8 protein-coding genes are annotated in these 15,122 nt (G+C 68.8%); 2 read left to right on the plus strand and 6 right to left on the minus strand.

The window, feature by feature from the left end; genetic code table 11:
• Positions 1 to 121 precede the first annotated feature (121 nt).
• From MTY59_RS10460 to MTY59_RS10470, 3 genes are all read right to left on the minus strand, one after another.
• Entirely contained in the window at positions 122 to 637 is a 516-nt protein-coding gene (locus MTY59_RS10460) for a hypothetical protein (RefSeq protein ID WP_221045573.1), read from the minus strand.
• 165 nt (positions 638 to 802) lie between these two features.
• Positions 803 to 4,030, minus strand: coding sequence for an arabinosyltransferase domain-containing protein (locus tag MTY59_RS10465; RefSeq protein ID WP_221045574.1), 3,228 nt, complete (start codon positions 4,028 to 4,030; stop codon positions 803 to 805).
• Positions 4,027 to 7,353, minus strand: a complete 3,327-nt coding sequence (locus tag MTY59_RS10470; protein WP_221045575.1) for an arabinosyltransferase domain-containing protein — start codon at positions 7,351 to 7,353, stop codon at positions 4,027 to 4,029. Before MTY59_RS10470 ends, MTY59_RS10465 begins: the two co-directional genes overlap by 4 nt.
• Positions 7,354 to 7,559: 206 nt before the next feature.
• Between MTY59_RS10470 and MTY59_RS10475 the strand changes: the two genes are divergently transcribed.
• A complete protein-coding gene (locus MTY59_RS10475) occupies positions 7,560 to 8,714 on the plus strand; it encodes a BTAD domain-containing putative transcriptional regulator (protein WP_221045576.1) in 1,155 nt (384 codons plus the stop codon).
• A gap of 3 nt (positions 8,715 to 8,717) precedes the next feature.
• Here the strand turns inward: MTY59_RS10475 and MTY59_RS10480 are convergent, their stop codons facing one another.
• The gene (locus tag MTY59_RS10480) at positions 8,718 to 9,341 is read right to left on the minus strand and encodes a maleylpyruvate isomerase family mycothiol-dependent enzyme (protein WP_221045577.1); all 624 of its coding nucleotides are present in this window, start codon (positions 9,339 to 9,341) and stop codon (positions 8,718 to 8,720) included.
• A gap of 250 nt (positions 9,342 to 9,591) precedes the next feature.
• Here MTY59_RS10480 and MTY59_RS10485 point away from each other — a divergent pair, with 250 nt between their 5' ends.
• Complete coding sequence (locus MTY59_RS10485; protein WP_221045578.1) at positions 9,592 to 9,840, plus strand: hypothetical protein; 249 nt, start codon at positions 9,592 to 9,594, stop codon at positions 9,838 to 9,840.
• 75 nt (positions 9,841 to 9,915) lie between these two features.
• On the opposite strand, the gene MTY59_RS10490 is transcribed toward MTY59_RS10485, so the two are convergent.
• Positions 9,916 to 13,191: an arabinosyltransferase domain-containing protein gene (locus MTY59_RS10490; RefSeq protein ID WP_221045579.1), complete on the minus strand. Its 3,276-nt coding sequence runs from the start codon at positions 13,189 to 13,191 to the stop codon at positions 9,916 to 9,918.
• Between the two features lie 6 nt (positions 13,192 to 13,197).
• Positions 13,198 to 15,120, minus strand: a complete 1,923-nt coding sequence (locus MTY59_RS10495; RefSeq protein WP_221045580.1) for a galactan 5-O-arabinofuranosyltransferase — start codon at positions 15,118 to 15,120, stop codon at positions 13,198 to 13,200.
• Positions 15,121 to 15,122: the final 2 nt, after the last annotated feature.

Consider the following 15,122-nt stretch of genomic DNA (forward strand, 5'->3'; position numbering starts at 1 on the left):
CAGGTTCGTCTCGTCGATACCTCCATCGCAGCATTTAACGTGAGCGTCAAGATAGGGACCGAAGTCCCTGTTTCCTCTGGGACAGCTGCCCGAGGGTTGTCTAGGGCCGTGCGCCGGGCGCCTACGACCTCACCGGCACCACGAACTCGGACGTATAGAACTCCGCCGGGTTCTGCGAGTTTGCGTTCGCCCGCTCGATAATCACCCACACGCCGGTCGTGCCCGGCCGAATGGTGTCGGCAACGGCGGTCGTTCCGTTTCCCGCGCCGTCGAGATCCATGCCACTAAAGGCGCTCCCCGGGTCACCGGGCCCACAGGTCGACGAGGACGGTCGGGGTTCTTCGATAAGGCCGACGTCGAAATGCATGCCCGGCTCGGGCTCGTCGTACAGGTGGACCTCGGCAACGGCCCGGGACCCGCTGGTCCGGACGATGGCCGAACCGGTGCCGAGCATCGGGCTGGGCACCTTGGGGGCGGTGCTGACCTTGCTGAAATCGCAACGCCGCAGGTAGTTGTCGAAAACGACCGTCGTACCGCCGCCCTCGGCGGCCGCCGTCCCGATGGCCGATGCCGCGGCAGGCGCGATCAGCAGCGCGACCGCTGCCGTGCAGGTTCCCAGGCGTGTCAGCGTGTGCATCGGCCACCTTTTCCGTCGTGTGAAATGGATCACAGCGGAATTAGTATTGACCAGGAAATGGCGGAATTAAACCCTCGACCAGTAATTACTCTGCCGTTAATTCAGCGCGCTATTACACCGGTGAATAATGACGGCGCAAAGCCATTTGCAAATGTTTACCGCTCGCTACGGCTTGATGCGGATAGGCCCGGGCGACCACCATCCGGCGCGGGTGGCGGTGGCCAGGTCGAGCTGCGCCGGGTGCGCGTCGGCGATGGTGTCGAACTTACGCAGCGATCCCCAGTCGCGGCCCCAGTCGTGGGACAGGTACGTCGACATGACGTGGGCACGCAGCAGCAGGTCGGTGATGCCCAGCAGGCCGCCGTTGACGCCGTCCTGCCAGGTGTCGGTGTCCTGCTTCTTGGCGTTGTAATCCGGGGTGATGCGGAACTCCGGGATCTCGGTGACGCCGTTGGAATGCAGCATCGGGTGCTGGCATGGGAACGCCAGCCCGACCGCCCAGTCCATCAGCACCGGCCGCTTCGAACCGATGTACTCCTGCAACGAACGCAGCTCCGGTACCCGCGGCGGGGTCAGCGCGATCCAGTCATCCGGCGTCAGGGACAGGTCCTCGGCGACCACCCGCACCGCGACCGCGTCGGCGGGCATCGCCGACCGCGCGAAGCGCAGGTTCCGCCACACCTTCGGCTGTTCGCCGTACAGGTCGTAGGGCACCAGCCGGCCGGCGGGCTGCACCGCGCCGCCCGGACCGGGCCTGCCGAACTCCAGCTCCACGGTCTGCCCGTTGGTGTGGCCGTGCAGGATGCTGTTGCCGGCGATCGTGCCCGCAGCCGTGACCACCACCAGCGGGTGCCCGTCGTCGAGCTTCGGCAGCTGGTACCAGGCCGAGGTCAGCCTGCTCTGCTGCTGCGCGCCGGTGGTGTAGCTGCCGGCCATCGGAACCCGCGCGGGATCGAGACCGTACGGCAGCGGCGCCGTCGACCCGTTGATGCCCGGCGTCGGCAGCTTCAGCGGTGCATCCCAGTCGTAGTCGGTACCGGGCTGCGGCACCGAGGTTTCCTTGACCGACTCGGCCAGGGTGCGATCCGGTACCCCGTTGGGCGTGAATCCCGTTGGGTTGACTCCACCCAACGGCCCCAGCGGGCCGTAATCGCCGGGTAGGGCGGCCATGAAGCCGGCATTGCTGTCCGGCTCGACGAGGATGTCGTCGGCCAGCCCGCAACCTCCGCTGAATTCGCGCAGGTTGTCCCAGGCATTGGAGTAGGTGGGGTACTGACGGACGATGCCGGCCACCATCGACGCGATGAACACCAGCACCATGAAGCCGGCCGCGATGGGGATTGGGGCGGCCGTCAGCGCCCGCGCCAGCCGTCCTTCGCCGCGGTCCCGGGACGCGAAGTGCAAGTAGGCCGCGTACAGCACGGCGAGCACGAACAGCGCGAAAAAGACTGTGCTGACGCTGATTCCGTGGAACCTCGGCATCACGTTGTTGAACGGCACGCCGAAGCTCGAGACATACCACCAGCCGTTGGTGGTGGCGAAACACAGCGCCAGCACGAACAGCAGCGCCGCCACGAACGCCATGCGGTTGCGTGACCAGCGCAAGATCTCGTGCGACACCAGCACAGTCGTCAACGCGGCCATCGCCGCTCCCACCGCGGCGAACAGCCCGAAGTGGTGCACCCACTTGGTCGGGGTGAACATCAGGAAGAACATGGTGCCGAAGATGACACCCATCAGGCGCCAGGCCGGGCCGCGCGCTACACCGGGAACCCGCTTGCGCCGCAACATGATGAAGACCGCCGTGAAGAGGCACAGCGCGGCGACCAGGAACCCGAAGCGGCGCGACAGCGAGCCATCGACGGTGGGCAGGATCAGGTAGTAGTAGCGCAGGTTCTCGGTGTACCAGGCCTGGCTGGGGCCGATCGAGGTGCGAATCCTGGTGGCTTCCAACACCGTTGACAGCGTCTGGTCGGCGAACACCACGGTCAGGATGACCGTGCCTGCCGCCAGCATGGGAGCCACCAGCGGCCACGTGCCGACCAGGCGATGACGGCGGACCAGAATGCGCAGGATCGGACGGCCACCGGCGACCAGCGCGGCCACCGCGATCAATCCGGTGGGCTGCACGCCGAGGGTGAACGCCGCGGTGATGACCGCCAGCGCCGCGGGAGTCAGCCGGCTGTAGCGCATGGAGCGCTCGATCAGCACATAGGTGATCAGCGACCCGACGGCGATGATCGGCTCGGGGCGCAGGCCGTTGTTGAACGGCATCCAGGCGGTCAACAGCACCATGCCCGCCGCCCAATTCGCCGCCTTGCTGGAGGCCACCGCGGGCCCGAGCCGGGGCAACACCTCACGCGAGAGCAGCAGCCAGCACACGATCCCGGCGATCAAGTCCGGCAACCGCATCCACAGGCTGGCGTCGGTGACATGGGTCATCAGCGCCAGCAGGTTGTAGTACCAGCCGAAGGGGTCCTCGGGGCTGCCGAACCAGCGGAAGTAGTTCGACATGTAGCCGGCGCGGTCGGCGACCCGGGCCATGCCCAGGATGTAGCCGTCGTCCGAGGAGTTCGCCCCGATCACATGCCACAGCACGAAGGCGGAGATCACCGTGACGTCGGCCAGGGTGAACGTGCGCCAGTTCGCCGGAATGAGCCGGCGCATCCGGTGACCGTCCAGCTGATCGAGCCGCCACAAGGCGATCAACGCGACGATGGTGGACACGATGGCCAGCACCATCGCGGCCAGCTTCAAAGTCGTTGGGGTGGTGGAGAACCGGGTGTCGATGGTCGCCGAGAGCTTCAAACCCGCCGGGGCCGGCCCGCTGAGGTCGGTGAACACCCCCACGATCTGCGGCCGCAGATTCGGATCGGGAAAACCGCCGCTGATCGGTTTGCCCGCCGGATCATTCAGCCCGACGAAGGTGGCGAAGGTGCCCGCCTTGGTCGAGGTGATCTCGATGCGCTGACATTGCGGAGACGCGACCTGATCCCGCGCCGCGCTGGCGATCACCACGTTGCGGTCGGTGACGTCCACGCGCTTGCCGTTGACGACCACGAACAGCGCGTTGAGTGCGGCGTCCTTGCCCTTCTTGGGCGCCGTGCTGAGCACCACCCCGCCCTCCGGCGGCAGGGCGCGCACCACCGAGCACGGCACGGTCACGTTCACGTCGACCGGTGTCAGCGAAATCAGCGGCGCGGTAACGCTGTTCAGCTGGCCGTTCTGCGGCCAGTTCAGCTGCGCGGTGGTCTGCACGACGGGCAGCAGCGGCGTCGCGATCGACAGGATGAACCCGATCAGCCCGGCGATCGTCGCGACCCACCGGGTCACCCGCACGTTCTGGCCGGGCGCCGCCTGGTCTGCGCGGCTGTCGACGGTCGTGACGCTCATGGCAGTGCCCGAATCGGTCCCTGCCGGCTCCAGCCGTGCACTGTCATCACACCCTGTTCGATTACGGCGTCCGGCGCCTGATCAGCCGGCACCAACCGGAAATACTGCTCCACGGATCCCCAGTCGCGATACCAGTCGCCACGCAGATACGTCGAGATCGTCGAGGTCCGCAGCATTGTCTGCAGGAACAGGAACGGCCCGCCGGTCTCGCTGGCCTGCCACCCGTTCGACGACGACGCCGTCTGCTTGTGATCGGGCAGGATGCGGTACTGCGGAAGTTCCGCCACGCCAAGGTGTTCGGAGAACGGCCGCTGGCACGGGAAGTTCGCGGCGGTGGCGATGTCCATCAGCACGGGCGTCTGCGATCCGATCAAGTGCTGCAGGGTCTGCAACACCGGCACCCGCGGCGGGGTGAACGCGAACCACTGGTCCGAGCTCAGGTTCGGGTCGTAGGCGACGATGCGCGCCACGTTCGCCTCGGGCGGCGCCCAGGTCAGCGGGAACCGCAGATTGCGCCACGCCGGCTCGGGCCCGATGTCGATGGGCTGGACTTCACCGAGCGGCTGGGTGGTGCCGTCGGGGCGGGTGACACCCCACTGCAGTTTCAGCGACTGCCCGTAGGTGAAGGTCCCGTCCTCCTTGTAGGACCAGATGGCGCCGGATGCAGACACCACGACGATCGGCCGGTCGCCGGTGCGCGGCGGCAGCTGGTACCAGGCCGAGGTGGCGGTGGCGGCCAGCGTGTTCTCGCCGTAGCTGCCCATCACCGGGGTGCGGGCCGGGTCGAGTCCGAACGGCAGCGCGATGTTCGACCCGTTCACCCCGACCGGGCCCTTCCCGCCGGCCGTGCCCGCGGAGTCACTCATGGCCGCGTTGGGCTTGTTCGGTGACGCGTCGGAGTTCACCACGCCCGGTTTGGTGACCACCGGATACGACCTCAGGTCGTCGCCTACGCCGTTGGGTTTGAAGCCGACCGGGTTGCTGCCGCCCAGCGGGCCGTCCGGGCCGAAGGTCTGCCCGGGCGCCGGCTGCAGCATGCCCGCATTGGGGTCCGGCTCGGTGAGCACGTCGTCGGCCATGGCGCAGCTGGCGGGCGACAGCCCCGAACTGATCGCGGCGAGGTTGGCCTTGCCGGTGGTGTAGAGCGGGTAGCGGAACACCGCGCCCTTGGTCAGCGACGCGACTTCACCGACGACCATGATGGTCGCGACCACCAGCAGCGGGGTCGACGCGAGCACCCGGTTGCGCCGGTTGTCCTTGACCTCGGTGTGCCCGGCGTAGTCCATCCGGAAGTGCTGCCAGGCGGCCAGCAGGCCGGTCGCGATCGACAGCGCCAGGAACATCGATGTCACCGGGTGGCTGGCGATGACGGGCTGGATGTCGTACCACGGCACCCCGTAGTTGCCGACGTAGAACCAGCCGTTGACGCCCGAGGTCGCCACCGCCAGCACGAACAGCAGGGCGGTCACGTAGAGCGTCAGGTTGCGGCGGTTGTGCAGGCCGATCCGGGCCAGGGCGAACGCGGTGACCGCGCCCAGCGCCCCGGCCAGCCCGGCGAACGCGCCGAACTGGACCGCCCACTTGGTCGGTGTGAACGTCAACAGCAGCAGGCCGAACGCGGTGGTGCCGATCAACCGCCACGCCGGGCCGCTGGCCACGCCCGGAATCCGGCCCCGGCGCAGCAGGGTGACCAGCATCCCGAACATGCACAGCAGCAGCACCAGCACCGCGAATCGCCGCGCCATCGATCCGTCGGGATTGGATTCCACCGTGAGGAAGTAGTAGCGCAGCCAGTCCTGGTACCAGGCGATGGTCGGGCCGACCTTGTACTTGATCCGGGCCGATTCGCCGACCGTGGCCAGCGTCTGGCTGCGGAACACCACCACCAGGATCAGCGACAGCGAGGCCGCCAGCACCGCCAGCGGTGCCAGCAGTCCGTCGGTCGCCCGGCGGCGCCGGATCGTCTGGGCGACGGCCCGCGCCCCGGTCAGCAGCGCGGCGACGGCGATCAGGCCCTGCGGCGCCAGCGTCGCGCTGAGCAGCGCCACGATGATGGCCACCGCCGCGGGTGTCAACCGCCGCAGCGCTATCGCGCGTTCCACCAACATCCAGGTGACCACCACGCCGAGGGCGATCAGCGGTTCGGGCCGCAGGCCGTTGTTGAATGGCAGCCACGCCGCCACGAACACGGCGCCCGCGGTGAAGACCGCCACCCGGTTGGCCGCCAGGCCGCCGCGGCCCGGTCCGAGCCGGCGCAACACCCAATGGCTGATGATCAGCCAGCACCCGATCGCGGCCACCGTGGCGGGCAGCCGCATCCACACGCCGGCCGTGCTCACCGAGGCCATCTTGGCCAGCAGCCCCAGATACCAGTCGAAGGGGGCGTCGGTCGTGCCGAAGTAGCGGTAGTAGTCCGGAATGTATCCGGCATGCGGGGCGGTGCGCGCGATGGTGAGGTTGTAGCCGTCATCCGAGGAGGTTGCGCCGACGATGTGCCACACCAGCAGGGTTGCGATCACCCCGGCGTCGGCGATCCAGGTCGCGATTCCCACCCGCCGCCAGTTGGCCAGGCGCGTGCCCGGGCGATACCGGGACAGCCAGGCGATCGGGGAGCGCCAGTTGAGTATCAAGCTGCCGCCCCGGCTGCGGCGGTCCAGCACCGCGAGCGCGATGATGGCCGTCAGCACGGCCAGGGCGCCCAGGACCATCACGATTTCCTTGATGACGGTGGGCGCGGTGATGAAGCGGGTGTCGATGTCGATGCGGGCCGACAGCCCCGGTCCAGCGGGCACCTTCATGTCGGTGAAGAGGCCGCCGACCTGGGGCTTCTTCTCGGGCGACAGCACCCCGGTGGCGCCGGGGATGCCGACGAAGTCGGCTCCGGTGGCGCCGGCGTTGGCCCAGACGTGCAGCACGCTGCAGCCCCCGGCGGCGACGGCCGAGCGTTGTGCGACCGCGGCCACGGTGTCCCGGAACGCGACCACGACCACGTCGGTGTTGGCGCGCACGAACAGCCCGTTCTTCCCGGCGTCCATGCCGCCGGGCGGCAGGGTCGAGACCACCAGGCCGCCGCCCGCTGGCAGGGTGGCGATGTCCGGGCAGGGAATGGAGATGTCCAGCGCGCGGGGCGCCCCCGACACCAGCGGCGAGGTGATCTGGCTGACGTGCCCGTCGGTGTTGCCCTGCGGCCAGAGCACCGTGGCGGTGGTCTGTTTGACCGGAAGCAGCGGCACGGACAGGCACAGCAGCAGGCCCACGATGCCCGCGACGGCGGCCACCGACCGGGGGATCCGCTGCGATCGCTCTCTACCGTCGTGGGGCACGAGGCTCGATCGTAAGCGACGCGGCTTTGTCCGATGAGGACGCGTGGCCGCGCAACGCCCGGGGACGGGCTGCCCACGCCGCTATACCGGGTGCGAATCACAGCAAAACCCGCCAGCCAATTCAGCATTCGTTGCGTCTATGCGTTCAAAATGGGGGGCTGAGGCCTTGAGTGCGGCCGCCGAAACCCCCGGGAGGCTGACAACGCGTGACGAACGCAGGTCTGGGATTTGGCGTCCTGGGACCGTTGTCGATGACGGCCAACGGCACCCAGCTGTCGCTGGGCGCCCCGAAACAGCGCGCGGTGCTGGCCATGCTCCTGGTCCACCGCAACCGGCCGGTGTCCGTCGAAGCCCTGATCGATGCCGTGTGGGGCGAGGCTCCGGTGCCCGCGGCGCGCACCAGCATCCAGTCCTACATCTCCACGCTGCGTCGGCTGCTGCGCAGCGCGGTGGCCAACCCGAACGGGGTGCTGGCCAGCGCCCCGCCGGGCTATCAGCTCAGCGTCGCCGACGCCGATTGCGATCTGGGACGTTTCCGCGCCCATAAGACCGCGGGAGTCCAGGCCGCCAGCCTGGGCCGCTTCGAGGAAGCCAGCAGCCACCTGTCGGCGGCGCTGGGCGAATGGCGCGGGCCGGTGCTCGACGACCTGCACAATTTCGCCTTCGTCGAGGCGTTCGCCAGCATGCTGCTCGAAGAGAGGGTGGCAAGCTATACCGCACGCGCCGAAGCCGAGATCGCCTGTGGGCGCGCCGATGGCGTCATCGGTGAGCTGGAAGCGCTCGTCGCCCGGCATCCCTTTCGCGAACCGCTGTGGGCGCAACTGATCACCGCCTACTACGTCACCGAGCGGCAGTCGGATGCGCTCGGTGCGTATCGGCGCCTGAAGACGGCGTTGGCCGACGGGCTGGGCATCGATCCGGGACCGACGGTGAACGCGCTGCAACAGCGCATCCTGCGCCAGGAGCCGCTGGGCCCCGAGCAACCCGAGCGGGCCGGCAAGCGGGCGGTGATGACCACCCACAAGCAGAGCACCGTGCGCTCGGAGTCGACGGCGGCGTTGGTCGGCGATCCCGTCGTCGCCCGGTTGCGTGACAAGGCCGGCCGGCACTATCAGCTCAACGGAGTGACCACCCGGATCGGACGGCTCGACGACAACGAGATCGTCCTGAACGACACTGAGGTCAGCCGCCACCATGCCGTGATCATCGACACCGGAACGGATTTCCTGATCACCGACATGAAATCCACCAATGGTGTGCAGGTGCGGGGCCGGCGCGTGCGGCGCAGCGCCACCCTGGAGGACGGCGATCACATCCGCATCGGCAACTCGGAGTTCGTCTTCGAAATCCGCCCCGCCTGAACGCTATCCGCGGACCCGGTCGGCCAGCGTGGCGAGCCCGGGACCCTCGAGGTCGGCCAGGGCGGCCGGACGGCCCGTCATCGCCAGCAGGAGTGCTTCGCCGGGCCCCGTCACCTCGGGCCCGTCGCCATGTGTCCACGAGACATCGGTGGCGCGCAGCCCCAGGCCCCTGATTTGGCGTCCCGCGCCGAGCCGCGGGTTGCCGGGCACCAGGGGAAGAATCCGCTCGAGTCGATCGGGTGGCACCACGCGCGGCCGGCCCAGCGAGCGGCGGATGTCCTGGTGGTGGACGGTGCCGTCGACAAGCGCGATCATTCCGCCGAAACCCGCTGGCAGACCGCGTGGTTGGAGATGACTGCGCAGGAACTCCAGCAGCTGTTGCGGCGTGAGGGCCGCGAATTCGTCGACGCCCACCTGGTTGGCCCGCACGATCCAGCCTTTGGCGAAGCGTCTCAGCAGCCCCAGCGCGCCCAGTTCGTCATAGCTGATCACATGCGCGACAACGTCTTTGACGTTCCAGCGAGTGCACAACGTCGGCGCCTCCCAGTCCTGCGGCGTCAAAGTGGCAAGGAATTCCGCGAGGTCGGCGCGCTCGGCGCGGGCCATGGTCATCAGATCGGACGTCATCGCGGGTCACCATCGCTCAACATGGTTCGGCCGCGCCCCGGCTGCAGCGGCCACGAACCGTAAATCTAGACCCATCGATATCGAGCCTCAAGGGTTGCGGCGCAGGTCAACCGGGGGACGCAAGAATTCCGCAAGAATCTCTGAACCATCTGGCAAGCCGTCTGCCGCAACCTGGTGTTGCCGGTCAGCAAGATCGGCCCCAGGAAAAAGTACGCAAATACGCAAAGTACGGCAGATAGGAATGACCACCATGAAGGACAACATCGCCGGCGCAGACACCCAGACCGACGTCAAGAAGGTCTCCAAGCTCCGCATCGCCGCGGGTGTCGGGTTGGGCGCCATCGGTTTGTCGATCGCCGGGTCGCTGATGCCGGCAGTCGCCTCCGCAAGCCCCGACGTCCCGCACAGCGGGCACCTGCACCCGGTGCGCCACTACGCCGCCAACTTCCTGAACCCGGGCTGGACCGTCACGCACCCGTTCAACGCCGCCCTGCCATGATCTGAGTTCGATCGCGCAGTAGTCTGCCCCGCTTCCATGCTTCGGCCGGAAGCGGGGCAGAACTCGTTGTGCGCCTTAGTGTCTCAGCGGGGCCGGGCCCCACAGGCCGCTGCGCGTGGCCGTCCCCAGCAGCAGGTGAGCAGGTTGGGCGTCGGGATAGTAGGGCGACAGCCGTTGCAGCGAGCCCCAGTCGCGAGACCAGTCGTCCTTGAGGTAGGTGGCAATGGTGGTCGCCTTGGCCAACAGCTCGGTGATGCCCAGCGGGCCGCCGCCGTTGTTGTCCATCACCGGGGAGTTGGCCTCGGCGCCGAATCGGTCGGGCAGGATGCGCCATCTCGGGGTCTCGTCGACGCCGTTCTGATGGCCGAAGGGTCGCTGGCAGGGGAAGGCCAGCCCGACGAGCCAGTCCAGGAACACCGGGTCGGCGGAGCCCACCACGTCTTGCAGCGTGCGCAGCTGCGGAGTTCTCGGCGGGGTCAGCGCGATCCAGTGCTGCGGGGCAAGGTCTTCGTCGTCGGCGACCAACCGAATCTGGGTGGCGGAACCCGGAATTGCCGACATCGGCAGTCGCAGGTTGCGCCAGGCCGGCGATGCGCCGACGTCGGAGAATTGGAACGAGCCGCCGGGGTGTCCGCCGGCCGCCTGGTCGTCGGTGGCCCACTGCACCTGGACCTCGCGGGGGTCGAAGCGCCCGGCGGCACTCACCACCAGCAGCGGCCCGGCCTTATCACGGGCGGGCAGCCGATACCAGCTGGACCGCAGGTGCGCGGGCACCTGGATGCCCGAGCGCCAGCTGCCCAGCACCGGTGTGCGTGCCGGGTCGAGGTTGAAGGGCAGCTGGGCCGACGAACCGTTGATTCCCGGCGCGGGGGTGGTGCCGCCCTCGGTGCCGGCCTGGTTGCTGCCCGTCTTCTCCTCGTCGTTGACGAAGCTGCGGTCACCCGGGCGTTCCATCACCGGGTCGGCGCGCACGTCGGCGGGAATTCCGTTGGCCGTGAAGGCTTCTGACAGGCCCGCGCCCAGCGCGTCGGCCACCGACGCGTTCACCGGCGTCAGCATGCCGGCGCCTGCGTCCTGTTCCACCAGCACGTCATCGGCCAGTCCGCACGACTTGCCGGTCAGAGCCTGCAGGTTGGAGCGGCCGACCGACCACGCCGGATACTGGTCGGTCATCGCCAGGGTCAGCGACACGACCTCGAACACCACCAGCACCCAGGTCGCAATTGCCAAGGGGGACTGGACGATTCCGGCTGCCCGTGCGCCCAGGCGGGTCTTGGGCGGCCCGTTGTCCGGGTCGACGAAGTGGAACCAGGCGGCCAGCAGCAGTACCACCACGGTCAACCCGAGCAGCGCGGTGGCGAAGGCGTAATGCCAGGCCGGGAACTCATTCGACCAGGGCACACCGAAATTCGAGACGTACCACCAGCCGTTGACGCTGGCGAACGACAACGCCACCAGGAACAGCACCACGGCGGCGTACACGGTGCGGTTGCGCCGGGATCGCATCGCCACGGAGGTCACCGCGACCGCGGCCAGCGCGCCCAGCGGCCCGGCCAGCCCGGCGAACACGCCGAAGTGGTGGGTCCATTTGGTGGGCGTGAACATCATCGCCACGAAGGAGATGATGGTGATCCCGACGATGCGCCGGCTTGGACCGGCGGCCGTGCCCGGAATCCGGCCCTTGCGCAACGACATCGCGACCGTGATCCCGAGCGCGAGGACCAGCGCCAGCACGGCGAAGCGCCGGGCGACCGACCCGTCGGGGCTGGCCATGAACAGTCGCTCGTAGCGGAGGTGTTCGTCGAACCAGCTGAGGCTGGGCCCCACGGCGCGTTTGAGCATGGTGGCCTGGATCTCACCGGTCAGCGTCTGGTCGCGGAAGATCAGGATGACGGTGACCGTGACCGCGGCCAGCAGGGGTGCGACCAGCGGCAGCGCGCCGAACCGTTTGTAGCGGCGGTGCAGGATGGTCCGCAGCGGCCCGACCGCGACCAGCAGTGCGCCGATCGAGGCGATGCCCGTCGGCCCGGAGAACAGGGTCAGCGCGCCGATGATGCAGGCGATCGCCACCGGCAGCAGCCGGCTGGTGGCCACCGCGCGTTCCACAGAACACCAGGTCAGCAGGATGCCCAGCGCGATGATCGGCTCGGGACGCAGGCCGTTGTCCAGCGGCAGCCAGACGGCCAGGAACATGCCCGCCGCGGTCCACGCCGCGGCGCGGTTCTGTTTGACGGCATGGCCCAGCCGCGGAATGACCTCACGGCTGATCACCCACCAGCACGTCAGCGCCATCGCCAGGGTGGGCAACCGCATCCAGACGCTGGTCGTGCTCACGTGCGCCCACAGCGCCAGCAGGTCGTAGTACCAGCCGAACGGCGCCTCCGGCGTGCCCAACCAGCGGTAGTAGTTGGCCATGTAGCCGGCGTGCTCGGACACGCGGGCCATGGTCAGTATGTAGCCGTCGTCGGAGGTGTTGGCGCCGACGAAGTGCCACCACACCAGCACACCGATGACCAGGGCGTCCAGACCGCCGATCGACCACCAGCGGGCGGGCAGGAAGCGGCGGTGCCGCGTCCCGTCGGCGGTGTCGAGGATGTGCAACGCGATCAGCGCGGCGGCCGTCAGCACCAGCCCGAGGATCATCGCGGCCATCTTCAGCGGGGTGGGGCTGCTGCTGTAGCGGGTGTCGATGGTCGCCGAGAACTTCAGGCCGGACGGCGCCGGTCCGCTCAGATCGGTGAAGACGCCGACGATCTGGGGCCGGAAGTCGTAGCCGCTTTTCTCGCCGCGCAACGGCGAGCCGGGATGCTCGGCGTTGGGTCCCTGGGTAAGGCCGACGAACTCGGCGGTGATCCGGTCGGCGTGCGCGGTGAAGGTCAGCCGCTGGCAGGCCGGGCTGAGCACCTGGCTCAGCGGGGCGGTCACCACCGGGACGTTGCGCACCACCAGCACCAGGTCGTTGTTGGCGCGCAGGATCAGCAGTCCCCGGTCTACGGCCTTCGGCGCCTGCTTGGGCACCGTCGACAGCAACACCGTCTTGCCCGCGTTGCCCGGCCCGGCCAGCCCGGCGGCGGCCTCGCACGGGACGGTGACGGTCAAATCGGTGGCGACGTAGCCGATCAGCGGCGCGTCGACGCTGCCGAAGGTGCCGTTCTGCGGCCAGTTGAGTTGGGCGGTGGTCTGGTCGACCGGAAGCAGCGGGGTGGCGATCGCCAGCAGCACCCCGAGCAGCCCGGCGACGGAAGCGACCAGCCGGGCGATCCGGTGATTCGCTTCCGTGTCGTTCACGGAGCTAGATGCTAGTTCTTCAGGGGTACGGGGCCCCGTTTGAGGCGCAGTGTCGGTGCTCATCAGCAGTTACGTCCCGGGCTTGCGGATGGCCAGCACAAAAGGGCCGACGCTTTGGACGACGAAGCGCGGGTTGTCGAACAGGGCTCCGCGCAGATCGACGGTATACCGCCGCACGTTGGGCTGGTTGGGGTAGACGTCCTCGGCCAGCCGCAGCGTGTAGTTGCCTCCCGCGCCGCGGCGCATCAGGAAAACCGTCGGCGGGGGCCAGGGACAGGTGTCCAGGGCATGGATCAGCTCGTCGGCGGTCTTGAGGTCGGACCACTTGTTGATCTGCACGGCCCGCAGATCGAATTGCGCGAGCGGGTTGGCGTAGTGCGAGGTGAGGCCCTGGAATCCCCAGTACGGATAGAAGGACAGGAAGCTGTAGTCGGCGGTCATCACGACGGTCTGGTCGCGGGGCTTGCCGGTCACCTGGGTGATGGCGTGATCGATGGTGGCGTAGAACTTCTCGGCGCTGGGCGGCCGGCGGTCGCCGCGCTGCCCGTGACCGTCGGTGTCGGTGTAGGCGATGGTCAGGTCCGGTCGCAGCACGTCGGGGATGTCCTGGCTGAAGGCGATGGCGGCGGCCAGGCCGATGGCGCCGGCCACCGGGGCGATGGCGCGGCCCCAGCTGCGGTCGCGGCCCGCAGCGGCGAGCGCCTGGGCGAGTTCGAGGAAGCCGAATGCCCCGGCGGCGACCAGCAGCACACTCAGGGTCGGCTGCAGCCGGAACGACAGCAGGGTGGTGCGCGCCAGCGTGGTGAGCATGGACAGCAGCGACCACAGGTAGATCGCCAGCACGCCGATGGCCAGGGCGCCCGCCCGCACCGACGATCGGGCCCGCAGCACCAGCCACAGGGTGCCGATCAGGCAGACGACGCCCAGCAGCGTGAACTGCAGCATCGGGAAGGTCAACTCGGCGCCGTCGGCCGGCAGGTAATGCATGGCGCTGCCGGAGTTGCTGATCGGGCTGCGCACCGCTCGCACCACGAACGGCAACCACGTCGTGCAGGCGATCGCCACGGCGATGCCGGCGATGACGGCCAACCGGCGCAGCGGATCGAGGGCGACTCTGAGCCCGCCGGTCTTGCGGTTCCGCTGCCAGCGCACGCCGGCCAGCCACAGTGCCATCAATCCGACGGTGAACGCGCTGAACCCGAACAGCAGCGTGTACCAGGTGGCCGTCCAGCCGAGGAACAGCCCGGCGGCGATCACCGCGCCCCAGCCCGCACGGCCGCCCGCGTCCGGCCGGTCACCGGCGCGCAGGCCCGACCAGGTCAGCACCAGCATCGGCGGCAACAACACCGTGATCATCGCCGAGTAGGGCTCGGGAGAGCCGTAGGCCAGCGTCACCGCGGCCGTCGCGGTGGTGACGATCAGCGCGTATTCGAACCGGACCATCCGCCACCACAGCACCAGCGCGACCGCGACGGCGATGGTGATCGAGGTGATGGCCCACGGCTTGAAGATCTCCCAGGCCGGCGCCCCACCGAGCGCCGCGGCGCGCCCGCCGATCCAGAACCAGCCCGGCGGGTAGTACGGCGGCAGCCCGAGATAGGTCATGTCGCGCAGGGCGGGGCTGTCCGCCAGGCGAGTCAGGTATTCGGTGCGGAACTGTTGATCTACGGAGATGCCGAACAGGTACAGCTTGGTCGCCCCGAGCGGCATGCCCAGCGTCACGACGGTGAACGCGGACACGAAGACCAGCCCGGCCAGTTGGGTCAGCAGCCGGCCGCGGGGGCTCGCGCAGCGCCGCCACACCCAGCCGACGGCGACCAGCCCGGCCAGGCAGCCGACCTGCCCGACGGTGGTCAGGGCGTGCAACTGATTGGAGGACGGGAACGCCGGCCACTGCACCCGGGAGATGGCGACCAGCGAGACCACCGCGACGACAACCGCGACCAGCACCGCCAGAGCCATCTGGCCGAGGGTGGCCAGCGCGTTCCGCATTA

It is taken from the genome of Mycobacterium senriense (genome assembly GCF_019668465.1).
Classification (GTDB): domain Bacteria; phylum Actinomycetota; class Actinomycetes; order Mycobacteriales; family Mycobacteriaceae; genus Mycobacterium; species Mycobacterium senriense.

Excerpts from the sequence above, each read along its gene's own strand:
- MTY59_RS10460 (WP_221045573.1), bottom strand. The coding sequence starts at position 637 with ATGCACACGCTGACACGCCTGGGAACCTGCACGGCAGCGGTCGCGCTG.
- MTY59_RS10465 (WP_221045574.1), bottom strand. The coding sequence starts at position 4,030 with ATGAGCGTCACGACCGTCGACAGCCGCGCAGACCAGGCGGCGCCCGGC.
- MTY59_RS10480 (WP_221045577.1), bottom strand. The coding sequence starts at position 9,341 with ATGACGTCCGATCTGATGACCATGGCCCGCGCCGAGCGCGCCGACCTC.
- MTY59_RS10485 (WP_221045578.1), top strand. The coding sequence starts at position 9,592 with ATGAAGGACAACATCGCCGGCGCAGACACCCAGACCGACGTCAAGAAG.
- MTY59_RS10490 (WP_221045579.1), bottom strand. The coding sequence starts at position 13,191 with ATGAGCACCGACACTGCGCCTCAAACGGGGCCCCGTACCCCTGAAGAA.
- MTY59_RS10495 (WP_221045580.1), bottom strand. The coding sequence starts at position 15,120 with ATGCGGAACGCGCTGGCCACCCTCGGCCAGATGGCTCTGGCGGTGCTG.